This is a genomic window from Natronotalea proteinilytica (genome assembly GCF_055379935.1).
This window is the reverse complement of the sequence record NZ_AP043947.1, coordinates 1,852,594-1,875,770: the sequence shown is the minus strand read 5'-3', so window position 1 is coordinate 1,875,770 and position 23,177 is coordinate 1,852,594. Positions and strand designations below refer to the sequence as shown.

21 protein-coding genes and 1 CRISPR repeat array (1 of these 22 running past the window's edge) are annotated in these 23,177 nt (G+C 60.9%); of the genes, 13 read left to right on the top strand and 8 right to left on the bottom strand.

Features of this window, described 5'->3' with window-relative positions; all coding sequences use genetic code 11:
* Positions 1–965: direct repeats of the CRISPR family, unit length 28 nt; unit sequence GGTCTATCTCCGCGTGGGCGGAGGCATC; it reaches 2,235 nt to the left of the window's first position.
* A gap of 163 nt (positions 966–1,128) precedes the next feature.
* From cas3 to cas2e, 11 genes are all read left to right on the top strand, one after another.
* Positions 1,129–3,753 carry a CRISPR-associated helicase Cas3' gene (gene cas3 / locus ACZ5AL_RS07585; RefSeq protein ID WP_464513264.1) on the top strand — a complete coding sequence of 875 codons (2,625 nt, stop codon included), beginning with the start codon at positions 1,129–1,131 and terminating at the stop codon, positions 3,751–3,753.
* A gap of 290 nt (positions 3,754–4,043) precedes the next feature.
* Positions 4,044–4,478, top strand: a complete 435-nt coding sequence (locus ACZ5AL_RS07580) for a hypothetical protein (RefSeq protein ID WP_464513262.1) — start codon at positions 4,044–4,046, stop codon at positions 4,476–4,478.
* A 344-nt stretch (positions 4,479–4,822) separates the two neighbouring features.
* Complete coding sequence (casA, locus tag ACZ5AL_RS07575; protein WP_464513261.1) at positions 4,823–6,364, top strand: type I-E CRISPR-associated protein Cse1/CasA; 1,542 nt, start codon at positions 4,823–4,825, stop codon at positions 6,362–6,364.
* A 45-nt stretch (positions 6,365–6,409) separates the two neighbouring features.
* Positions 6,410–6,991 (top strand): type I-E CRISPR-associated protein Cse2/CasB, encoded by a 582-nt coding sequence (gene casB / locus ACZ5AL_RS07570; RefSeq protein WP_464513260.1) that lies wholly within the window; start codon positions 6,410–6,412, stop codon positions 6,989–6,991.
* A 61-nt stretch (positions 6,992–7,052) separates the two neighbouring features.
* Entirely contained in the window at positions 7,053–8,318 is a 1,266-nt protein-coding gene (gene cas7e / locus ACZ5AL_RS07565) for a type I-E CRISPR-associated protein Cas7/Cse4/CasC (RefSeq protein ID WP_464513259.1), read from the top strand.
* Positions 8,319–8,360: 42 nt separating this feature from the next.
* Positions 8,361–9,119 carry a type I-E CRISPR-associated protein Cas5/CasD gene (gene cas5e, locus ACZ5AL_RS07560; RefSeq protein WP_464513257.1) on the top strand — a complete coding sequence of 253 codons (759 nt, stop codon included), beginning with the start codon at positions 8,361–8,363 and terminating at the stop codon, positions 9,117–9,119.
* Positions 9,112–9,903, top strand: coding sequence for a type I-E CRISPR-associated protein Cas6/Cse3/CasE (gene cas6e, locus ACZ5AL_RS07555; protein WP_464513256.1), 792 nt, complete (start codon positions 9,112–9,114; stop codon positions 9,901–9,903). Before cas5e ends, cas6e begins: the two co-directional genes overlap by 8 nt.
* A 200-nt stretch (positions 9,904–10,103) precedes the next feature.
* Positions 10,104–10,346: a DUF433 domain-containing protein gene (locus ACZ5AL_RS07550; protein WP_353562405.1), complete on the top strand. Its 243-nt coding sequence runs from the start codon at positions 10,104–10,106 to the stop codon at positions 10,344–10,346.
* The gene (locus ACZ5AL_RS07545) at positions 10,346–10,702 is read left to right on the top strand and encodes a DUF5615 family PIN-like protein (protein WP_464513255.1); all 357 of its coding nucleotides are present in this window, start codon (positions 10,346–10,348) and stop codon (positions 10,700–10,702) included. Before ACZ5AL_RS07550 ends, ACZ5AL_RS07545 begins: the two co-directional genes overlap by 1 nt.
* Before the next feature lie 38 nt (positions 10,703–10,740).
* On the top strand, positions 10,741–11,634 hold the full coding sequence (gene cas1e / locus ACZ5AL_RS07540; RefSeq protein ID WP_464513253.1) for a type I-E CRISPR-associated endonuclease Cas1e: 894 nt from the start codon (positions 10,741–10,743) through the stop codon (positions 11,632–11,634).
* The gene (gene cas2e / locus ACZ5AL_RS07535) at positions 11,606–12,025 is read left to right on the top strand and encodes a type I-E CRISPR-associated endoribonuclease Cas2e (protein WP_464513252.1); all 420 of its coding nucleotides are present in this window, start codon (positions 11,606–11,608) and stop codon (positions 12,023–12,025) included. The genes cas1e and cas2e overlap by 29 nt, the downstream gene beginning before the upstream one ends.
* A 185-nt stretch (positions 12,026–12,210) precedes the next feature.
* Here cas2e and mutY read toward each other — a convergent pair whose 3' ends face one another.
* The 4 genes from mutY to ACZ5AL_RS07515 form a co-directional block, all read right to left on the bottom strand.
* The gene (mutY, locus tag ACZ5AL_RS07530; protein WP_464513251.1) at positions 12,211–13,335 is read right to left on the bottom strand and encodes an A/G-specific adenine glycosylase; all 1,125 of its coding nucleotides are present in this window, start codon (positions 13,333–13,335) and stop codon (positions 12,211–12,213) included.
* A gap of 45 nt (positions 13,336–13,380) precedes the next feature.
* Positions 13,381–14,067 (bottom strand): peptide-methionine (S)-S-oxide reductase MsrA, encoded by a 687-nt coding sequence (msrA, locus tag ACZ5AL_RS07525; protein WP_464513249.1) that lies wholly within the window; start codon positions 14,065–14,067, stop codon positions 13,381–13,383.
* 260 nt (positions 14,068–14,327) lie between these two features.
* Positions 14,328–14,945: a peptide-methionine (R)-S-oxide reductase MsrB gene (msrB, locus tag ACZ5AL_RS07520; protein ID WP_464513248.1), complete on the bottom strand. Its 618-nt coding sequence runs from the start codon at positions 14,943–14,945 to the stop codon at positions 14,328–14,330.
* Between the two features lie 12 nt (positions 14,946–14,957).
* Positions 14,958–15,311 (bottom strand): hypothetical protein, encoded by a 354-nt coding sequence (locus ACZ5AL_RS07515; RefSeq protein ID WP_464513247.1) that lies wholly within the window; start codon positions 15,309–15,311, stop codon positions 14,958–14,960.
* Between ACZ5AL_RS07515 and ACZ5AL_RS07510 the strand changes: the two genes are divergently transcribed.
* Entirely contained in the window at positions 15,295–17,127 is a 1,833-nt protein-coding gene (locus tag ACZ5AL_RS07510) for a BamA/OMP85 family outer membrane protein (RefSeq protein ID WP_464513246.1), read from the top strand. The two genes, ACZ5AL_RS07515 and ACZ5AL_RS07510, sit on opposite strands and share 17 nt — an antisense overlap.
* A 508-nt stretch (positions 17,128–17,635) precedes the next feature.
* Here the strand turns inward: ACZ5AL_RS07510 and ACZ5AL_RS07505 are convergent.
* The gene (locus ACZ5AL_RS07505; protein WP_464513244.1) at positions 17,636–18,400 is read right to left on the bottom strand and encodes a methyltransferase domain-containing protein; all 765 of its coding nucleotides are present in this window, start codon (positions 18,398–18,400) and stop codon (positions 17,636–17,638) included.
* 223 nt (positions 18,401–18,623) lie between these two features.
* On the opposite strand from ACZ5AL_RS07505, the gene ACZ5AL_RS07500 reads away from it, so the two are divergent.
* Entirely contained in the window at positions 18,624–19,793 is a 1,170-nt protein-coding gene (locus ACZ5AL_RS07500) for a T9SS type A sorting domain-containing protein (protein WP_464513243.1), read from the top strand.
* Between the two features lie 331 nt (positions 19,794–20,124).
* Here ACZ5AL_RS07500 and ccmA read toward each other — a convergent pair whose 3' ends face one another.
* From ccmA to ACZ5AL_RS07485, 3 genes are read right to left on the bottom strand one after another with little or no spacing between them, the layout of a single operon-like run.
* Positions 20,125–20,766, bottom strand: a complete 642-nt coding sequence (gene ccmA, locus ACZ5AL_RS07495) for a heme ABC exporter ATP-binding protein CcmA (RefSeq protein ID WP_464513242.1) — start codon at positions 20,764–20,766, stop codon at positions 20,125–20,127.
* A 13-nt stretch (positions 20,767–20,779) separates the two neighbouring features.
* Positions 20,780–21,811: an isoaspartyl peptidase/L-asparaginase family protein gene (locus ACZ5AL_RS07490; RefSeq protein WP_464513241.1), complete on the bottom strand. Its 1,032-nt coding sequence runs from the start codon at positions 21,809–21,811 to the stop codon at positions 20,780–20,782.
* The gene (locus tag ACZ5AL_RS07485; RefSeq protein ID WP_464513239.1) at positions 21,811–23,142 is read right to left on the bottom strand and encodes a peptidoglycan DD-metalloendopeptidase family protein; all 1,332 of its coding nucleotides are present in this window, start codon (positions 23,140–23,142) and stop codon (positions 21,811–21,813) included. The genes ACZ5AL_RS07490 and ACZ5AL_RS07485 overlap by 1 nt, the downstream gene beginning before the upstream one ends.
* Positions 23,143–23,177: the final 35 nt, after the last annotated feature.

Here is a 23,177-nt window from a genome sequence, read left to right as displayed (position 1 = left end):
CATCGATAGTAGGCATATCAAGGGTCTATCTCCGCGTGGGCGGAGGCATCGTGATGCCAGATGACCAAAGTGTGAACGGTCAGGGTCTATCTCCGCGTGGGCGGAGGCATCACCATTCACACGCGTCTTTGGGCTGGATACCAAGGTCTATCTCCGCGTGGGCGGAGGCATCGACTGATATGAGCCACCCCGACCGCTTACCGAAGGTCTATCTCCGCGTGGGCGGAGGCATCGACTACCCGACGCCCTACGAGGCTGTCCAACAGGGTCTATCTCCGCGTGGGCGGAGGCATCAGGTGCCAGAGCGGAAGACTTCGATCCAGTCAGGGTCTATCTCCGCGTGGGCGGAGGCATCTGATGATGCGCTACGTGCCTCGGAAAGGGCAAGGGTCTATCTCCGCGTGGGCGGAGGCATCGCCTCGGCGTTGAGGCTTGGGATATGACTGGAGGGTCTATCTCCGCGTGGGCGGAGGCATCGAACGGCGTGCTGTGTGCTTTTTGCGGTTTCAAGGTCTATCTCCGCGTGGGCGGAGGCATCCACACCTCGTTGGGGCCAATGGCGAAGCGCAGAGGTCTATCTCCGCGTGGGCGGAGGCATCAAGGCGCGTGCTGCCGTCCGGGATGCGCTTGAGGGTCTATCTCCGCGTGGGCGGAGGCATCGGTCGGCGTCTCCATCTGCTGATCCCTCCGCAAGGTCTATCTCCGCGTGGGCGGAGGCATCTCTTCCTTGCGCTTCTTGGCCAGCTCCTGGTAGGGTCTATCTCCGCGTGGGCGGAGGCATCCTACAGCCATCAACCCAACACCGGAAGGCCAGAGGTCTATCTCCGCGTGGGCGGAGGCATCCCCAAAATGTACAGCCGCTTCGTGCTAATCCTGGGTCTATCTCCGCGTGGGCGGAGGCATCCGGGGGGTGGTGACAGTAATAGACCTAGCAGAGGGTCTATCTCCGCGTGGGCGGAGGCATCCCTGCGCCATCCTGACGCAGGTTTGATATCAATCTTAGTATATGGGATAGCTATATCGTTGTCAAGTCCCCGCATTCTGCCAGATTGGCGCCTCTTTACTTTTTCCACCCTTCTGCTTATCTTCGTATTCCAATTATCGCCTCCCTAATTCTCTCTCTTCTGTATGCACGGATCACCCTCTCCTTCCGACGTATGGGCCAAGCTCACCCACGAAAACAACGATCGCTCCAGCTCGGTCATCGCCTGGAATACGCTCTGGGCCCACTCGGCCGATGTCGCCGCGGTCACCGAAGCCCTTCTCTCTCGCACCCTGCTGGGTCCCCGACTGGCCCGACTGGCCGGGTGGGAGCAGCTTTCGCCGGTGCACATCGCGCGCCTCTCGGTGTTTGCCGCCCTGCACGATGCCGGGAAGGTCAACCACGGATTCCAGAACCGTGCGTTCGGTCACACCCCCGAAGCCGATCACGTAACCCCGGTCCTCAACCTGTTGGAAACCGACGATGTGGCTTCATGGCTGGAGGCGATGAGCGTCATGGAGATCGTACATCAGGGGTGGATGGCTGACCTCAATGTTCTTGAAGAGATGCTCCTGGCCACTTGGGCCCATCATGGCACGCCCGTGCAGCCCGCCTCGCCCAATCTGCGGCTCTGGAGACCCACCGACACCCGCGATCCGGCTGCCAAGCTCAAGCAACTGGCCACCTACATCCGCCAGTGGTTTCCGGAGGCGTTCGACGGCACCGCCCCTCCATTTCCGGATGCGCCCCGCTTCCAGCACGCCTACAACGGACTCCTCACCCTGGCCGACTGGATTGGCTCCGATAACGAGCGGTTCTTTCCGTTCGTCACCGACCGCTCCGATCCGATGCCCGATTCGCGCAAGCGGGCCACAGACGCTATCGAAAAGCTCTTTCTGGAGGGGGATCGCATCCGCACGGCGCTGCCGGGGCCGGTGGGATTTGACGGCGTGTTGGAAAAATCAGACTGGACCCCGCATCCGATTCAGCAAAAATGCCACGACCTGCCGGTCCACGACACGGGCAGCCTCACCATCCTCGAATCCGACACTGGTTCCGGTAAAACCGAAGCCGCCCTTGCGCGGTACGTCCGGCTCTTTCAGGCGGGGCAGGTGGATGCGATGTACTTTGCCGTGCCCACCCGCAGCGCCGCCACCCAGCTGCACGGACGCGTTGAGTCCACCATCAAACGCGTTTTTGGGGATGCGGAGCGGCGTCCGCCGGTCGTGCAGGCGGTGCCGGGCTACATCAAGGCCGACGACCGCGAGGCCATGCGGCTGCCCGGCTTTGAGGTGCGCTGGGATGATGAGGATGAGACGATGCAGTATCGCGGCTGGGCCGCCGAATCCCCCAAACGCTATCTGGCCGGTCCCATTGTGGTGGGCACCGTTGACCAGGTATTGCTCTCTGCGCTGCAGGTACCCCATGCACACATGCGCGGCGCGGCGCTCCTCAGGCACTTTCTCGTGGTCGACGAGGTGCACGCCTCCGATGTGTACATGACCGCGCTCATGGATCGCGTGCTCGATCAGCACTTGCACGCAGGCGGCCATGCCCTCATGATGTCGGCGACACTCGGCTCAGCAGCCCGTACGCATCTCACCACGGCGAATCGTACGGATCCCCCCGACCCCAAAACCGCCGAAACCGAGGATTACCCGCTGCTCACGCACGTAGCGGCCGACCGGCGCGATCCTACGTCGGTGCATGCGGCCTCGGTGAGCCGCGCCAAAACGGTGCAGCCTACGCTTCACCCCATTGCGAACGCCCCCGAAACGCTGGCCGAGCGTGCAGCGCAGTACGCCGATCAGGGGGCCCGCGTGCTCATCATTCGGAACCTGGTGGACGATTGCGTGGCTACGCAGCGCGCGGTAGAAGCGGTGGCGCCTCCTCAATATCTGTTTGGATGCGACGGCGCAGCGGCTCCCCACCACTCCCGATTCGCCCCCGACGACCGGGCCCGCCTCGATGCATCTATTCAGGCGACCTTCGGGAAAGGCGCCGACCGCACCGGGGGATGCATCGCCGTGGCCACGCAGACGGTGGAGCAGAGCCTCGACATCGACGCCGATATTCTGCTTACCGATCTGTGTCCGATAGATGTGCTCTTACAGCGCATCGGACGGTTGCACCGGCACGCGCGTGCACGTCCCGACGGATTCGACACGGCCCGCTGCGAAGTGCTCGTCCCCGCAGCGCGCGATCTGGGTGCGGCCATCACCGGCGAAGGCAAAGGCATCCAGGGCGATCATGGGCTGGGGACCGTGTACCAGGATCTCCGCATGCTCGAAGCAGCCTGGCAGGTGCTCGACGACGAGGCGCTACGGACTTGGCGTATTCCCGATCACAACCGGCTGTTGGTGGAGCGGGCCACACACCCGGATCGGTTGCATCGCATTGTGGAAGAGGCCGAGGGCGATGCCTGGGCGCGCCACGAGCGCTGGGTGATGGGAGAAGAGATGGCAAATGAGCAACATGCGAGGTACAACACGATCGACTTTGCGACCCGATACTCCGAAAACGGCTTTCCAAGCGACAACGAGCGCATCATGACGCGTCTGGGCGAGCCGGATTACCGCATCCACCTGCCCGAGCCGCTTCGTGGTCCGTTCGGATCGGACATCAGCGAGGTGAGCCTGCCGCAGTGGCGCTTCGACGACCCGCCCGAGACCGAGGAAGCTGAGTCGGCCCGTTCGTTCGAGGGCGGCTTCCGGTTCTCAATTGCCGGACAGACATTTCGGTATGATCGATTTGGGATTGCGGATGCGTGAGCGTTATGCTCTGCAGCCCGAAGAGTCATTATTAAATTAAGTTTTAGTTAAACAAGCGTCTTTGGGGTTGTCTTATCAAAACGCCTCGCAAGTTAATCAATAAGAGATGACGTGATGCGATGAAAATCGCAATAGCCCATTGCGTGGCGTTTTGACAAAGGTGTCTCCACAAACGTGGAGGTAAAAACCAAGCCTCTCCCTCTGGAGAAGGGAGAGGCTTGCGAAAACCGTTACTTTGGACAAGTGGACGGTGTGTCATTAGAGTCAACTAACAACAGCTATATAATACCATGCTTACGTCCCGAGATCAACAGCACGGCGCGGTTCTTCGCCAGATCGTTAAACACGGCGGGCAGTGCCAGTCAATACAATCCGGCTTCGGGCAGTATGAGGTTGATAATAGCAAACTATTCCTCATCAAATACTGCGGTCGGGCATCATCCTGGCAGTTCACGATTCGTCGTCACGATATTCAGGGTCTGGTTGAGTATCAGTTCAGCAGCTTCTTTGAACAGTCGTTTCTGGCATTGAATTGCAGAAACAAGGAAGTTTGCATTCTTGGGTTCGACGAGTGGAGCACGGTACTGGATGTCGAATCCCCAGCCGACCAGCAGACAATCACCTTACGCCGTTCTAAAAACTGCGGGTTTGTGGTGTCTGGTTCAGGAGGCTCTCTTGATAGAACGATTCCTAAGTCGCGTCTCTCCAACGTAGTCGCTGCCTGAGGTTTTATGCTACAACGTGACGCTCCCACGCGATACATTGTGCATGTCTGTCGCAGGGACACAGCGCGCCGTGTCCCTACAGTCGATTAGAAGAGGTCCTCGTTCGCCTCTCCGGTTTCTTGCAAAATGTTCCCGACATGAAATGTCGCGTTGGAAGAGAGGTGTTTGTATGCTACGCTCACGTATCCAGCAGCATCACAAAACCATCGCTGTCCCCAGACCTGTTTCTGTTCACGAAAAACAAACGTCCATCAAGGTTATGTTTTCGCACTGATTAAGGTCTTGTAGACAGCCCATCTACCGGACACTCTCGCGCGCTACTCGTTTTCTAATCCGCTACATGTATGCCGTATTCCCTGCTTGACGAGCCGCTCTTCCGCATACGTCTGCCTGATGGCACACACGCCGGGGCGACCCTACCGGAGGTGCTGGCCCATCTCACTACCGGTGACATTGCCTCGTTTGAAGCGCTGCAGCCCCATCAGCAGCAGCCGTGGTATAGTCTGCTTGTGCAACTCGGTGCGCTGACGCGGGCTCGCACGGCCCATGAGGATCTGCCCGACACGCCGCGCGAATGGCACACGGCGCTGCGGACATTGGTGGGGGGCGACGCGCAGGCGTGGCAGCTCATCACCGACGACCCGGCGCAGCCCGCCTTCATGCAGCCGCCGATTCCAGAGGGCAGCTTGGAAGATGCAAGCTACAAAGACGACATCCCTACGCCCGACCAACTCGACGTGCTTATCACGTCAAAAAGCCATGACGTAAAGTCCACGCGGATTACCGCGCCCCAGCCCGAGCATTGGATCTATGCGCTCGTTACGCTGCAAACGATGGAGGGCTTTTTGGGGCGGGGCAACTACGGCATTGTGCGCATGAACGGTGGCTTCGGCAACCGCCCGCTCGTGGGGGTAGTGCCCGATCTGGCGTGGGGCCCGCGCTTCCGGCGCGATGTGGCTGTCTTGGGGGATGCGCGACGGAATCTGCTCGACCGCTACGATGCACAGGGACCTATGCTGCTATGGACGGAGCCGTGGGGCGGTGCGAAAGATGAAGCGATTTCCTTGTATGACTGCGATCCGTACTTCGTGGAGATCTGCCGTCGTATCCGCTTTACCACCAACGATGACGGATCGCTCCGCTGCTGGCGTGCCAATACAAAAGGACAGCGCCTGGATGCGCCCGATAGCCTCAACGGCATGACCGGCGACCCGTGGACGCCCATCGACAAGGGCGAGGGAAAAGCGCTCACGCTGGGCGAAGCAGGATTTACCTACCAGAAGCTGCACGACATTCTGCTGGGTGAAGACTACGAGCGTCCGCCTGCGCTGGAGTTTCAGTCGGGCGAAACCGATGCCATGTATCTGGTGGCCCGCACGCTGGTGCGTGGACAGGGCAAGACCGACGGGCTGCATCACCGCATTGTGCCCGTGCCGTCGTTGGTAACAGCCTTCCTGACGGATAACACGGCGCGTGAGCAACTCGCCAAACGTGCCAAGATGCGCATCGAAAAGGCGGCCACCGTGCGCAGCAAAGTGCTCTATCCCGCACTCAGTGCAGTGCTGACCGGGCGGCCGGATGAACGCCCCGACAGCGACCAACTGGCGCCGTGGATGGATGCGTTTGACCGGGCGGTGGATGCGCGGTTCTTCGAGCGCCTCTGGATGTCTGTCGAAATGGATCAACAAGACGCCCAGGCCGACTGGCAGCAGCTTCTGCGCGACGAGGCAGAGGCGCAGTTCAACGACGCCAAAGACCACGCCCCGCAGTCCGCCACCCGCTACTGGCGGGCCCACAGCAGCGCGGAATCCATCTTCCAGGGCGCGCTTCGGAATCACCTGCCCGAGACCTTTGCGGATCCCCACGCCGCTGCGCATACCGAGTAATCCCTGCATCTTCGACATTCTATCGCTTCCCAATCCACTGTTTTTATGCCCGATACCTCTGTTCTATCAACCGCTGCACGCAACGCAGATGCATCCGATTCTGCGGAACGCCCTGAACTGCCAACAGCCGTAGGTCGCGCGGCGGGCATGCTCGACCCTGACAACGGTAGCCTCTCCAATGGCGACCGGGCGGCTTTGCGTCGCATCAACACCGACGCGCCTGTTACGCCGGCCCTTTGGAAAGTGCTGCATCACCTCGGCATTCCTGAGCCCGATCCGAAGTATGACACCTCGGAGGATCGCCACGAACGCAACTGGGGGCTTCTGCTCATGGGCATGGCTCACTGTGCGGGATTGCACGACTACGATGTGCCACTTGGCAAGGCGCTCGCCCTGGCCGGCTGGTCGGAGCTGCGTTTTACCCGCCTGATGGAAGCCGACGACGAGACGCTCCCGAAGCTTCTTCGCCGCATGGCCCAGTATCTGGCCAGCAAAGACCAGGCAGCCAATTGGGCCGATGTGGCCTACCTGCTCTTTAGTAACGGAGAAGCCGCCCACGACACGCGGCTGCGCATCGCCCGCGCTTACTACCGCACGCTCTACCAGAAAGAGCAAGACGACAGCTGATCATCCGCACCACCGTTGTGCGATCCATCCCTCTTTTTTACGCTAACTGACACGATCCCCTATGTTTATTCAGCTTCACACCCTCACATCCTACCCTTCGGCCCTGCTCAACCGCGACGACGCCGGGTTTGCCAAAACCCTTCCGTTTGGCGGCACCACCCGCACCCGCGTCTCCTCGCAGTGCCTCAAATACCACTGGCGCAACTTCGACGGCCCTGAATCCATCCGCAACGCGGGTGAAGACATGTCCATCCGCTCGCGCGAGACCTTTCAGCGCCGCGTAGCGCAGCCACTCATCGACGAGGGCCACCCGGCTCCGCTGGTGCGTGCCGTCACGTTTGCGCTGAAAGAACGGCTCCTGTCGGATAAGAAGGCCGGGAAGCGGGATACGAAGAAAATTATCGATCCCGGCGAAGATGACAATCCGTGGGAGGCCATCCACACCAACCAGATCGTCGTGCTGGGCGCGCCAGAGGTGCGCTACCTGCGCGAGGTAGCTGCCGAGAAAATCAATGCTGCCCGCGAGGAGCTGTCGGTGTTCTGGGACGACGATCCCGACCTCGACAAGGACACCGTGAGCGACGCGGCCGACCTGATGCGTGACATCTCCAAGCGCGATCTCAAGAAAAACCTCAAAGGGCTGCACATGGCCTCGGGGCTCGATGCCTCGCTCTTCGGACGCATGGCCACGAGTGATGTACTCGCCCGCGGCGATGCGGCGATCCACGTAGCGCACGCCTTCACCACGCATCCCCAGGAAGCGGAGAGCGACTACTTCTCGGCTGTCGACGAACTGCGCCGCGATGAGCCCGAGGCCAGCGGCGAGCTCGGCGCCGGACATATTAACACCAAAGAACTTACCAGCGGACTGTTTTACAGCTACGTCGTGGTTGACGTCCCGCTCCTCGTCTCAAACCTTGAAGGCGTCGATCAGGGCGACTGGCAGGAGGCCGACCGCGAACTGGCGTCGGAGGTGATGCGCCGCTTTGTGCATCTGATGACCACCGTGTCGCCCGGCGCTATGCTCGGCTCCACCGCGCCGTACTCGCACGCGCAGTGCCTGCTTGCCGAATCGGGGACCGCCCAGCCGCGCACGCTGGCCAACGCCTTCCAGTCTGCCGTGCCTCGTAAGGATGTGCTGAAGCACAGCTACGATGCGCTGTCCAATTACCTGAAAGAGATGGACGGCATGTACGGGCACGAAAACGCCCGCCGCCTTTCCGCCATGGGCCCAACCAACGGGCTGGTGGATGCTGCAGGTGTTGAGCACACCCACACGGTACCCGAAGTCGCCCAGTGGGCAGCCGCGCAAATCGAACAAGCGTAGCCCTTCGTATCCACCTGGCTTTTACACCAACCGTTTGTATTTATGGATACGCTTATTCTTCGCTTCGATGCGCCGCTCATCAGCTTTGGCGCGCCGATTGTAGACAGTCACGGGGTGATCCAGCCCTACCCGGCGCTGTCGATGATGACCGGACTCATTGGCAATGCGCTGGGCATCGACCACGGCGAGTCGGACCGGTTGCAGCGCCTGCAAGAGCGTCTGCGCTACGCCTCGCGCCGCGACCGCAAGGGCCGCCAGATTCAGGACTACCAGACGGTGGACCTGGGTGCGCCGTACATGGATGACAAGCGGGCCTGGACCACACGGGGTACGCTTGAGACGCGCAAGGGCGGCTCCGCCAGCAGCGGCACGCACATCCGCCAGCGCGACTACTGGGCCGACGCGGTGCATACGGTAGCCTGCACGCTCGACCCGGCGGATGAAGCCCCAACCCTTGGCGATGTGGAAAAGGCCTTGCATCACCCGGCGCGTCCGCTCTTCCTGGGACGCAAGCCGTGCCTCCCGGCGGGCGACCTCGTCGTGGAGCGGCGCACGGCCTCCAGTCTGGTGGATGCGCTGCGCCACGCCCCTTTGCACAGGCGCGCCGACCACCAGGGCGACCCCGACGCCACGTATCCCGCCTGGTGGCCCGCCAGTGGGCACGCCGACTCCGCCACCCCCAATGCCACCCGCCGTCCCGTGACCGACCAACGTGACTGGACCAACCAGATCCACGTCGGCGAACGGTGGATTATGGCGGGGGATCTTTCTGTTGAACAGACTTCCACATCCCATGACTGACGCAACCGCCACCGCTTCCCTCCACATGATCCAGCTCCAGCTGGATGCGAAGGGACTGACCACGCTCGGACGCATGCTTGGCCTGCCCCTGCGGCAGACCGATACCAACTATCTGGTGCACTGCGCGCTGGGTGAGCTTTTTCAGGATCAGGCACCCAAGCCTTACAGCATCGAAAACGACGGCGCGCCTGGACGCCAGGTGCGCGTGCTGGGATATACCGATGTGGATGACGAAACCTTGCAGTCCCTGGCGCAAGGCTTCGCCTCCCCCACGGTCTACCAGATCGGCCAGTGGGAGCGTCTCGCCTCCAAGCCCATGCCCGACACCTTTCCCGAAGGCATGCGCCTCGGCTTTGAACTGCGGGCATGTCCAGTGATCCGCAAGTCCTCGGCCGGTACAGGCACCAACGAGCACGGAGAAGAACGCACCTGGAGCGCCGGGCAAGAGCTCGACGCCTTTCTGGCGCGGCAGTGGACCAGCGACGAGTCGCTCGACCGTGAAGCCGTTTACGTGAAGTGGCTCCAGGACCAGTTCAGCGTGCGCGGAGGCGCGAAACTCATCGATGCTGGGGTGGAGCGCTTTTCGATTGAACGAATGGTGCGTCGCACACAGACAAACGCGAACGGCGATCGCACCGCCCACACCGTAAAGCGCCCCGACGTCACGCTCAGCGGCACCCTCACCGTCACCGACAGCGACGCCTTCCAAGCGCTTCTCCGCTCCGGCATCGGACGCCACAAGAGCTTCGGTTTCGGCATGCTAAAAGTGCGGCGGGCGAGGTGAATGAAAATGGGGAAGCGGAGAGTTGTAGCTGGTACCTGTCGTTTTCTATCCTCTGCGGGTGCCTCGCTTTGTCCGTCACACGGCTACGGGCTTGATCTTGAAGGATCCCTCCCGTAGGTCGCTCTGTTGACTTCATGGCATGGTAGCAAGAACGACTCATTGTCGGTAATCGCTCACTCTACACTCGGGACCCGAAGAGTATGAACTGGCACGACCGTATTAAAATCAGGCCCGATGTCCTCAGTGGCAAGCCCGTTGTGAAAGGGACCCGCATTTCAGTCGTTTTCGTCGTGGAGTTATTGGCCCACGGATGGTCAGTAGAGGACCTGCTCGAACAATATCCAGCCCTCACACGAGAAGATGTGCAGGCATGCTTGCATTACGCAAGTGAGGTTTTGAAGTCGGATCAGGTGGACCCACTCTCGAAGTCGGGGAGTGCGTGATGAGACTCCTCGCAGATCAAAATATTCCTCGACACACGGTGGATGCGCTCCCTGCGAAAAGCCACGACGTCTTATGGGCACAAACCGCATGCCCGGGTGCCCCCGACCATGTGCTGCTCAAAACAGCTATAGAGGAAGAGCGAGTGGTTCTTACATTCGACAAAGACTTTGGTACGCTCGCGTTTCATGCCGAACTGCCTGCCGAGTGCGGCATCATACTGCCCCGGTTTATGCCGGTCCTTCCGGAAATGGTTACGACAATTCTAATTGACGCGATCAAGGCCCAAAAAGAATGGGTAGGCTATTTTTCAGTGGTGGAGGAAGAGCGCATTCGTGTTCGGCCCCTCGATAGGTAGCAATTGGTGCTCCGTTCATCATTTCAGCATCCTGACATATGCCGCTCAAAGGACGCCTCGGACTCGAAACTGCACGCATTCCCCATGCCGATCGGCACGGACTGATGTGGCTGGAACGTGGACGGTTGGCTGTGGAGGCCGGGAATCTTGTGTTCACCACCGCCGGATTCTATGACATTGATGCGGGGGCCTACGACATCCCGTTTCAGCAGATCTCGAATCTGCTGCTCGGGCCGGGCACCGTCATCAGTCACGACGCCTTGCGCCTGCTGGCACGTCAGCAAACCGGAGTGCTCGCGGTCGGATCGCGAGGCGTGCGACTCTATGCGGCCAGCATGCCGTTCGGTCCCGACCGGGCAAAACGCGCCCGCAAACATGCCGAACTGTGGGCCGATGAAGATACACGCATCGACATTGCCCGGCATATGTACGCGATTCGGATGGGCGGAGAGCTCCCCAAGTACCACCGCGACCTCGACAGCCTGCGCGGTATGGAAGGCAGCCGCATGAAGAAAGTCTATCGCAATCTCTCGAATCAGCATGGCGTATCGTGGAGTGGCCGGAACTACGACCGTCACGACCCTGACTCTGATGATGCCATCAACAAGGCGATCAACCACGCCTCCACCGCCATGTATGCCGCTGCGCGCGTGGCTGTAGCGGTAACTGGAGCCGTACCCCAGCTTGGCTTTATCCACGAATCATCGGGCCACGCCTTCGCGCTTGATATTGCCGACATGATGCGCAGCACCGTCACGCTACCCATCGCCTTTCGCGCCACAAAGCGGCATAACCAGCGCGGACGCCACAACATCGAGGCAACGACTCGTAAGCTGGCCGGACGCACGCTGCATAAAGACGATATTATTCCGACCATGATCGATCGTATCAAAGAGGTGCTCGATGTCGATGACCGTAGCCGTAACGCGTAACACCCCCGACCGCTTCGATGGCTTTCTGTGCTCGTGCATGCAAGCCGTAGCGCCCGGTGTGTACGTGGCCCCCCGCATGAAAAAAGCCGTCCGCGAACGCGTATGGCGGGTCATGTTGGACTGGAACGAACTGTTGCCCGACGATGCCGGGGTCGTGTTCTTCTGGAAAAGCCGCAGTGCGCCATCAGGTATGGCGATTCGGTTTTTGGGCTGGCCAAAGAAAGAGTTTGTGGAGGCGGAGGGCCTGTGGCTCACCGTACGCGACCTGACGGCGGCCCACCACGTCGATGAAATCATGGAGTTGGCTGATGTCGACGAACCCCCGATGGATGCCGACGACCCACGCCTGTGGCACGCGCCCGACGCCTCCGACACCGAAAACGAAGCATAAAATAGGTGGATGCGAAGAGGAGAGGCCCTATGGATGGTATGTGCCATCCTGGCAGCTTAGGGCATCTTGACAATGATTGGTTGATCTGTATACTCTACAACGGTGCCGCGCCCCGACATAGTGGCGCAGATGACTCCGCCCACGCGGAGATAGACCGGTGGCTGAACGTGGGGTTAGTCCTCGCCTCAATCAAACAGCGACGGTGCGTACTCGCGGCGCTTGAGCTCTTCGATAAGCTTGCGGTTCGCGCGGGGAAAGGCGTAGTCCGCCAGTTCGTCGACGGTCACCCACTGCATGGGCTGGTCGATCTCGGGGGTGGGGGTGCCGTCTACGATGCGGCAGGGATAGGCGTGCAGCGTGATCTTGAAGTGTGAGTAGGCGTGCTTCAGTGTGTAGAAGAGGCCGTCGGTCTCCACCGTGATGCCCAGCTCTTCCTGCAACTCACGCCGGCAGGCCGCATCGGGCGATTCGTCTTCTTCGCACTTCCCGCCCGGAAATTCCCACAAGCCCCCCAGCATGGCATCGTCGGGGCGGCGTTGGATGAGCAGTCGTCCCTCAGCGTCGAACACGAGTCCCACCGCGATGTCTTTGTGGGGAATCGGCGTACTCTCGGGCGTGACCGGGTAGTGCTCGGGAGTGTCCGTCTCCGCGGCCTCGCACACCGGCTTCAACACGCAGGAGTCGCAAGCGGGATTGCGCGGCGTGCAGACGGTAGCGCCCAGTTCCATCAGCGCCTGGTTGGCGTTGCCCGGGTCATCGGGATCGACGAGCGCATCGGCCAGGGCCTGCAGGCGGCGGCGCGTGGCGCTACGGGTGGAGTCGTCCTCGATCGCAAAGACGCGCGTAAGCACGCGGATCACGTTGCCGTCGAGCACGCCGTGGGCCTTCCCAAAAGCAATCGACGCCACCGCCGCTGCAGTATACGGCCCGATGCCCTTCAGCGATTTGAGTCCGTCGTAGGTGCCGGGCACCGTGCCGCCGTGCTCGCGCACCACCGTCTGTGCAGCCTCGTGCAGGTAGCGAGCCCGCGAGTAGTACCCGAGCCCCTCCCACTGCTGCAACACGGCATCCCGATCGGCCTCGGCCAGGTCGTGTACGGTCGGAAACGCCTCGGTAAATCGCTGATAGTACGGCTCCGCCTGATCGACGCGAGTTTGCTGTAGCATGATCTCCGACACCCAGATGCGATACGGATCATCGGTCTCGCGCCACGGCATCTCGCGCTTCACCTCGTGATACCAGTCGAGGAGTGCCTCGCGAAAACGGGTACGGTGGGCATCGGTGATTTCAGGAAGTTCGGAGGCAGACACAGAATGTTGGGGGATGTGCAATGGAGTTGAACAGCGAAGGTGGGGCTACGACGTGGCGGACAGATGCTCGGCGCGGGCCTCATCCCCCCAGAGCTCGTCGAGGCGGGCATCTCGACCACAGCCCTGACGGTAGCGGTTGTAGTGGCCGGGGTTCTTCTGGTAGAAGTTCTGGTGATACTCCTCGGCCGGATAGAACGCGTCGAACGATTCAACGGGTACGACCACCTCCTCATCGAAACGCTCCTGGATGGCGGCTTTGGTGGACTCCGCCAGATCGCGCTGGGTGTCGTTGTGCGCAAAGATCACCGGCGCATAGATGGCGCCCCGGTCGCAGAACTGTCCGCCGTCGTCCAGCGGATCGATGTTGCGCCAGTAGATGTCCAGCAGCCTCTCGTAGCCAACCACCTCCGCATCGTAGATGACCTGCACGACTTCGATGTGTCCGGTGCCCCCGGCAGTGACATCGTCGTAGGACGGGTGCTCAACGTGTCCGCCTGAGAAGCCGGAGATGGTGGCTGCGACGCCCTCGACCTCATCGTAGGGCGGCTCCATGCACCAGAAGCAGCCCCCGCCAAACGTTGCCGTATCCGGCTCGGCCAGGGCGCTGATGTCTACGTCGGGCTCGTAGAGCGGCTCGGGATCGCCTGACTGGTTCGATCCAGAAGAGGCATCTGCGCAGCCGAGTAGCAGCGCTGTGCTTGCAATGAGCAGAGTGAGGAGAAGGCTTCGCATGGGGGGTGACAGGTTGTTGAGTGATGTAAAGCGGGCTAAGTAAGTCGGCAAAAATACGTTTACACCTTGTCATCGCGAGGAGGGAGCCTACGACCGACGTGGCGATCTCATGCCTTGCGATTGGGCAGTGCCACCTCTTTGAAAGCACAAGATTGCACCCCAGGAGCACACTCGTTCGCTGCGCTCACAGCGCTCCGCTTCTGATCCCGGGCTAGGGAAACCCCAGAGCTGGGGACAAGTCGCTGAACATGAGTCGCTCTCTATCGCAGCTCTGGAAGCGATTCGTCTTCGGGGACGAAAGCGAGGGCCAGTCCGTTGTTGCAGTAGCGGAGCCCGGTGGGGTCGGGGCCGTCTTCGAAGACGTGGCCCTGGTGGCCGCCGCAGCGCGCGCAGTGATACTCGGTGCGGATCATGCCGGCGCTGGTGTCGCGCTTGGTGCCCAGGCGTCCGTCGAGTGGAGCCCAGTAGCTGGGCCAGCCGGTGGCGCTCTCGTACATCGTCGTCGACGGAAAGAGCGGCAGGTGGCATGCCGCGCAGATGAATGTGCCCCGGCGGTCTTCGTTGAGCAGCGGACTACTGTAGCGCGGCTCGGTGCCCTCTTCAAACAGAATGTGATACGCATCATCTCCGACCAAATCACGCCATTCTTCCGCCGAACGGCGCGACGTGCCCACCTCGTCTACAGGCGGGTGAATATGCAGTGTATCGGCCTGAATGCCAGCGGTGGTTACGCGATCCTCGGGGGCTACCGGATCCACATGCAGCGTATCGGAGGCGATGCCCGCCGCGGATTGCGACTGTCCATTGCGGCATCCGACCAGTACAGTGGGCGTTACGAGGGCGGCAGCAATGCCTTTCAGAAAAGTAGAACGCGTCATGGGATGCGCAGGTTAATCATTCGATTGGATGGTGACCTCCACAACGAGCGTGTCGGCGGGAGATTGCACGTCAGGCACCACCGTGATAGGGTGCATGCCCGGATTGGTATGATGGGTGGGCCAGGTGAGCGAGCGGCCCGCTACTCCGCTAAACGCAGGCCCTTCTACAAGCCGGTAGGCGGCGACCTCGGAGTCGTTCAGGGTAGCCGGTAGTGTGGTGGTGAGCACTGCCCCGGCCTGTACCGTGCGTTCTATTGTATCTGTGGATGCAACACCCGTAACCGGTGCGGGGTTGACGGGCATGTAGGCACTACTCCAGAACAGGAGGCCTCCACAGCACACAGCAGCAATGGCAAAACGCAGCATAATATCAGCGCGGTGGGTGAGCGGGTTTCGCATCCGTCTATACTATGGCGTGGTCGTAGGGTTGCTGCTGACAAGCGCCGCGCTCGCAACGATTCCGTTGGCTGCGCAAGATGCAGCGGCTCCGGATACACTCGAAGCGTCGTGGATGCTCATGGTGGAGGGCGAGCCGGAGCCGTGGCCCGAGGTGGAAGCGCCTTCATCGCCCGACTCTTTGCAGCCTGTTGCAGAGACACTCGCATCACATTTCCACAAACAGGGCCATGTGTACGCCACCGTTGATTCGGCACACGTTCACGATACCGAAGCGCCGCCCTACGCCACCTTCTACGTGGATCCGGGTCCGCAAGTGACGTTGGCGGCGGTTGAACTGGAAGGCGCCGAAGCAGTCGACGAAGATCGGCTGCGGCGCCAAATGACGCTCCGCACGGGCTCGCCGCTTCGCATGGATCAGTTGGAGGCCGATCTCTGGGCACTGCGCAACACGTATCACGACGAAGGCTATCCGCTGGCGCAGGTGACCGTGGAGGCGGTGGAACCGGCTGAACAGGAATCTGCGAACGACGAGGTCGTCCTGCGTCTTGCCGTGGACGAAGGGGAGGCGCTGTGGCTGGAAGCTGTTGAACTGCAGGGAGCCGAGCGTACGCGTCCGGCATATGCTGCTCGGGCGGCGGGGCTGGCCCTCGACGCCCCCATGCCAGGGTACGATCCGGTTGCCATTCAGCAGGCGTTGCAAGATACAGGGCTCTTTACCCGAGTGGGGGAGCCGGCGCTGAGCATCTCCGAAGACGGTGGGGCAACACTCACCATTCCGATTGAAGAGCAGCCCCCCGGTGTGTTCGACTTGGTGCTGGGTCTATTGCCTGCGGGCGAAGAGGGATCGACCGAGTTTGTTGGGAGCGGACGGCTGGAGCTTGAGAATGTGTTTGGCGGCGGACGCGAGATCGACCTGATGTTGGATCAACGACCCGGCCAATCCAGTGGGGTGGATGTGGAGGGACGCGATCCGTTTGTTATGGGGTGGCCGCTGGAGGCCGGGGTGGGCTTCTCGGGCGTACAGCGCGACTCCACCTACAGCGAACAACTGTACCGAATTGGGGCCGGGTATCGGCTGGCGCGTGGATGGCAGATGCGAGTAACGGCCACCCGTGAGGTCACGCGCCCCGGGCCCCGCGGACAGCGGTTGCAGAATGGAGAGCAGCGTGTGGCGCGTAGCACCAGTACTTTTCTTGGGATAGGCGGACGGCTGGAACGGCTGGATCAGCGTCGCAATCCACGGAGCGGACTGCACGTGGATGTGTTGATTGAGCAGGGCCGTCAGCAGCGCACCGCTCAGCGCATCACTACCGAGGGCGATACCACTCGCACACGGCAAAGCGAGCAACGGCTCCGCGTAGAGGGGCAAACCCGTGTCTTCTGGCCGATGGGGCAACGCCAGGTTCTGGTGGGCGGCAGTGATATCCGACTTCTGTTAGCCGACACCTATGACAGTAGCGATCTGTTTCGGCTGGGCGGCTTTGACTCGCTGCGAGGCTACGACGAAGATCGCTTTATCGGACGGTTTGTGGGGCGTGGGCTGCTCGAATATCGCCTCTTTGTGGACCGCACCTCGTATGTGTTTGCGTTTGTGGAGACCGGCTGGGTGGATCGTCCCGAAATTGAGGGGCGTGTCGGGGCCACATCGTATCATCCAAGTGGCGGCTTTGGCGCTGAACTACGCACCGGGCTCGGACGCGTGAACCTCAGCTATGCCCTCAATCCTGATGATGGGGGTCCGGCCAATGGGCGCGTACACCTGGGACTGGCGGTGCGGTTGTAGTGGGGGGTACAGGTCAGTGTTTGGGTTGCAACACGCCCCGTTTTAATGGTGTCATCTTGAGCGGAGCGGCTCCGCCTAGGAGACGCGCAGTCCTGACACGAGCGAAGCAGATCCCGGATCACGTCCGGGACAGGCGAACGCAGTGAGTAAAGATCTCCCACGAACTGGGCAGGGCCGCTCGATCGATCAGCGCCTGCTGAACCTCGCGGAGATGGTTCGACGTGCTCCCAGCGCTCCGCTCCTGATCCCGGGCTACAAAACGGCGCAATGTAAGCAAACCCATAGCCGGGGACCGCTTGCGTCCCCGGCGATCTGTGGCATATCGCTAAACACCTACGCAGTAGTGCTCTGTCACAGGTCAAAGTTTAGGTGGTGGGAGGCAATAATCCAACTATGTTGCCAGGGGAGATCCCGGCTCAGCAGGCGCTGGGAGTACCTTGGTCGGGATGACTTTAAGCGTTGACAGCTCATGCTTTCCCCTAACTTGCAGGTGTGTCACAGCGTTGCATTACACCATATCCTGGCTTGGGTGCGCCTGCACGACCCACCGAAAGGCCCAGTGCCAGCGTATGCGCGCCGCGGTGTATCCGGCCTCGTAAACGGCATGCATCAACTCATCCTGTGTGAAGGCGCGCCGTACCGAAAGCGGGGCATCGTGCTGGTACATAGACGATGTGGGCAGCGCTCGGGACAGCACGTAAATGCTCCAGTAGGCCAGCGGATGCCGGTGCAGGTCATTGATCACCAGCCCTTTTGGACATAAAGTGTGCATGCGCTTGAGCAGGCGTACAATGTCGTTGTGGGTGAAGTGATGCAGGAAGAGTCCTGCGTGCGCCAGGTCGTATGCGGTTCCAGCAGGCGGCTCAAAGGTGAACACATCCGCGGTGTGTACCGTGACGCGTGGACGGAGCCGCGCAGGCAGGGTCTGGTCAAGATAAGTCCGGGCATGATCGGCAGTAACGGGATTGGCTTCGAGGGCATCCACGCGGATGGTGAGCCCGCGCGCATCGGCCCACTGCACGAGGTGGGCCGGATAGTCGGCACTGCCGCTGCCCAGGTCGAGCACATGGCAGGCCGTGTGTGGGGCCATGAGACGTTGAATGGCCTGATGAGAGGGGCCGTATCCCCCCAACAGCCAGTTGGTTACGCGAATATCGCGCAGGGCTGTTTTAAGACGATCATCTACGACCGAAAAATCGTCCATGATTTCGTCTTCCTCTACGGCGCGCGTTTCGAACGAGGGCCACAATGTGTTGCACAACGTGTTGGTCATGTTACGGAACGATCATGGATGAGGAGCACGCCGACTTTTCTTTGCATTATAACTGTGAGGCTGCTATTCTATGGTCAAGTCCTGAATAAAAAGTCAGCAACAATTGTGTGTGCCACGTCTGCACGATCATGCGCTACCAAGCGCTGGCCGGTCCAACGTGTCCAACTGACTTGTTCAGGCAAAACGTTCAAGATTCTTTTTCTCTATATACGAGGTGGTTTACATGCGAAAACTGATACTAAGTGCACTACTTACGTTCGGACTGATGGCCTGGAGCCTGAGTCCGGCTGCCGTGCAGGGACAAATAAGTTTTGACCCGGATGATGTTTTCATAAGTGAGCTTGCTGACTCTGATAACGATTTCAGCGCTGCTTACATTGAAATATACAATAACTCTGACACTGATATTGACCTTCGTGCAGAAGGTGGAAAAATTGTTAAAGTGCGAGCCGATGGGAGTATCGAAACGGTTTTCGATTTCGATGACAACCTTGATGAAGGATCAGGAGTTGTGCCTGCAAACGGGATATTGATTGTGCCTCGGGGAGCTTCACTGAGTGATTTTGAAAATGAGTGGGGAAGCCTTCCTCCCGGAGTGAATTATAATGGGGGAAGCGGCAGCATATTTGTCGGTACAGGCACTGAGAGGCAATGGCGGCTTCGTGCTGGCGGGACACAGAACCAAGACGATGGCGAATTGATCGATGATACAGAGCAACCAACTGCGGGATCTGGGTTTCGGACATTTCAAGAAACACCAGGCAATTGGGTATACAACGATGATCAAGCCAATGCTACTCCCGGCGAATTGGATGCAGGTCAGGTCCTCCCCGTTGAACTCGCCACATTCACCGCCCAGCTGAGCGGCGACCGGGCGCAGTTGCAATGGGAGACGGTCTCTGAGACCAGCAACGCGGGGTTTGACATTCAGCACCAGGCGCCGCAATCCAGCAGCTTTTCCAGCCTCGGCTTTGTTGAAGGGGAAGGCACCACCGACGAGCCGCAGTCCTACCGCTTTACCACCGATGCGTTGGAGGCCGGCACGCATACCTTCCGCCTCCGCCAGGTCGATTTGGATGGGACCGAAGAAATCCATGAGCCGATCACGGTAGAGGTGCAGCAAGGTGAAGCGCTGCGCTTGGCTGGTCCTCACCCCGTGTCTGCCGGGGCCACCACGGACATTACGGTCCAACTCGATCGCACCGATGATGTGACGGTGGCGCTGTACAACGTCCTCGGACAGCGTGTAGAAACGCTGCACCAGGGACAGTTGGTGGATGGCGAGGTGGCCCGTCTGTCACTCGACACCTCACGTTTGGCTAGCGGCACGTACTTCCTGCGTCTGCAGGGAAGCAGCGTAACGCAAACCGAACGCGTAACGGTCGTGCGCTAATTCGGCTGCATTGGATGCGATAGGTAGCGCATCCTTTGCTCACCCAATATGCCGCCTCGATGGAGCAATACGCTCTGTCGGGGCGGCTTTTTTGTTTATGGATGTGCTTGAACACATGAGAAATCCCCTGTTACTCAGGTTTGACGTGTCGTGTCACAGGTCAATGTGTGGTTTGCAACGCGCCCCGTTTTAATGTTGTCATCTTGAGCGGAGCGAAGCAATCTCATTGCTGTCAGGTCGGGTGGAGCCGCCCAATCAACGGCATGAGATACGCGTTCGCTGCGCTCACAGCGCCGCGTCGGTCGTCGCGACGAGGGCGCAAGTAGGGGTGCTATCGAAAAGACTCCACCGAAAGGATGCGATCGCGTCCTTCGGTCTCGTCGGGGCGGTTGGTGGCGACCACGAGGAGCCCGCCTCGCTCGACTTGCTCACGCTGCACCGCCTTCACCATGGCGCGCCCGGGGGCATCCAGGTTAGTCGAGGGTTCATCGAGCAGCAGAACGGGCGGCTGTGCGAGCAGTGCGGCGGCATACTTCACGCGCTGTCGCATGCCTGACGAGTACGTCCCCACGCGGTCATCGGCACGGGAGGCGAGCCCTACGCGGTCGAGCACCGCATCAATGCGAGAGGTCGCTGATGAGAGGCGCCGGGCTTTGGCCAGAAACTGCAGGTTCTCGCGGGCGCTGAGCGCATCGTACACCCCCAGATAGGGCGCTACCAGTCCAATGTGCCGTGGACGGTCGGCTCCTTCGATGGAGTGCGTCTCCACCTGCATGGAAACGTGCCCTACGGTTGGTGTGAGCAGCCCGAGCAGGATGCGCAGCAGAGTAGACTTGCCCGACCCGTTGCTTCCGGTGATGGCCACCGATTCGCCGCCGTGCAGCGTAAAGCTCATCTGGCGAAACAGGAGCAACGCCCCAAATTGCTGTCCGAGGCCTTCAGCAGACAGTTTGATTGATTCCCAGTGCGGCATGCGAAAAGACGTGTTAAGACGAGACTTGAAGCGAAGCATCTGTCCGGACAGCAGTAGCCTGCGCGGTGGGTGTGCACAGCGCACGGGCCATACGCGGCGTGGTGAATGCATAAGCAGCCGGTCCATCGGCAGCAACAACGAGCAGCCCGGCCCGGGCGCCCTCGCCGTTTGGATGGGTGTAGCGCGCTTGCATCGACATCAGCAGGCGTTCGGCGGCGGCTTGGGGAGATGCGCCGTGCGTGACGGCGTCTACGGCTCGCACGCATAGGGTGTGCCCCGCAATGGCTTCGCCCCATCCGGTTGCGCAGGCCGCGGCGGTTTCGTTGGCGTAGTACCCGGCTCCAGGCAGCGGCGAATCGCCCACGCGTCCGGGCCACTTAAACGGCGTGCCCCCGGTGGAGGTGGCGGCACACAGATGTCCGTTGGCGGTGCGCACCACTGCCCCCACGGTGTCGGACGGCACCTCTGGGGGAAGAAACGAGGCCGAGGAATCGACCGTCGAGCCCATGGCTTGCTTTGCTGTGTATTGGGCAAACCGCTCGTGCTCGCGGGCACAGACCAGTGTATCGTTCTCTACCAGCGGCTGGCCAATGTGCTGAGCAAACGCCTCGGCGCCGCGTCCGGCCAGGAGCCGGGCCTGTCCGTGGTCGTCGGAGGTATCGCGCTGCGCGGTGTTTGGATGCAGCAGGGCGCGGGCGGTGCAAATCGGATGTGCAATGCGCTCCACCGCCATTACGCCCCCGTAGTGCCCGGTGGCTCCGTCCATGAGTCCCGCATCCAGCTGCACGCGTCCATTGCGGTTCAGCATTGCGCCGCACCCGGCATCGAAAGCGCCGTGGCCTTCGAGCGTGCGCACCACCTCGGTGGCCGTATCGACCGCCGCATGGGGGGACGCGAGTTGTTCAGCCGCCGTGTGCACTGCCGCCTGCAGGCCATCGCGATGATCGTCGCAGGCGGCATCCGGAATAGCCCAGGCGCCGCCATGGATCAGCACGAGCGGTCCCGGTGCGTGAATCGACTCCGATACGCCCTGAAAGTGGCTCATTACGTCATCGGTCCAAGAATCGAGGACACGTCGCCCGCCAGTTGCGGATGCTCCAGTGCGGGTTGCAGACGATCAACAAGCCGGAAGTAGTCATCGCGCACTTCGGGGCCCACCGGGTAGGCCGGGGGCAAATCGATATCCAGCGGGTTGACCGGATCCCCATGTTTCCAAATGCGAAAGCACAGATGGGGGCCGGTCGCCAGTCCCGTGGCGCCTACGTATCCAATCACCTCCCCTTGCTCCACCTCTTTGCCTCGGCGCATGCCGTCGGCAAAGCGGCTCATGTGAAGGTAGCCGCTTGTGTAGGTCGAATTATGGCGGATGCGTACGTAGTTTCCATTTCCGCCACTGCGTGCGGCAAACTCGACCACGCCGTCACCGATTGCGCGGATGGGCGTACCCGTGGGGGCGGCGTAATCAACGCCATGATGCGCTCGGTATTCGTTGGTTACCGGATGCAACCGTCGGTTCGTAAAGCCCGAACTGATGCGCGTGTATTCGAGTGGGGCACGCAAAAACTCGCGGCGTAAGCTGTTGCCATGTTCATCGTAGTACTCAGCGCGCTCCTCTTCGTGCTCCTGAAAGCGGAAGGCGTAGTAGGGCGTGCCGCGATGAACGAGTCGCGCGGCAATGACATCGCCTGGACGAATGCGTTCACCTTCGATGGAACGTTCTTCGTAGATCACTTCGAAGCGATCGCCGGCTCGAATCTGGAAGAAGTCGATCTGCCAGGCAAACACATCGGCAAGCTTAACTACGAGCTCCGGGTGGGCGCCTTGGTCGACCATGGTGTTGTAGAGGGACCCGTGAATGGGCCCAGAAACGCGCTTCCAGGTAGCCTCTACCTCGCGCTCGGTAACGTACGAGTTCTCGGGCTCTTGCAAGTCGTACACCACGTAGCGCGTGGCGCCCGCCTCGTACACGGCGTAGCGTGCCTCCTCGCGCTGCGGGTCGCTGTAAATGTGTAGCGTGCGCCCTGACCGCAGTCGCCGCACGTCAAAGATATCTTCGGCCTGCTGGGCTACGGTAACGACTTGTTGGTAGGAGAGGCCGTAGTCTTGCAGCAGATGGGCAAAGGTTTGGTTGCGCCGAATGGTGCGTTCCGAGATGTCCCAGTTGCGCTCTGGGATGCCATACGCATCTACAGAAGGCTCAGAGGCTTCGGCATCGGGCGCCTCATCGGCGACTGTGGTGAACGGTTCGTTGGCATCAGGGGGTTGGGTAGCGCTTCCATCGTCAGGGGTGTAGAGTACAATGGTGGCAGCCAGCGCAAGGACGATAAGGCCGCCGGCGAACAAGCCGCCACGGCGAAGCGTGTTGGAGGTCATCATACGTGGGGGGGGGTTGGGGGGTAACAGCAAACAGA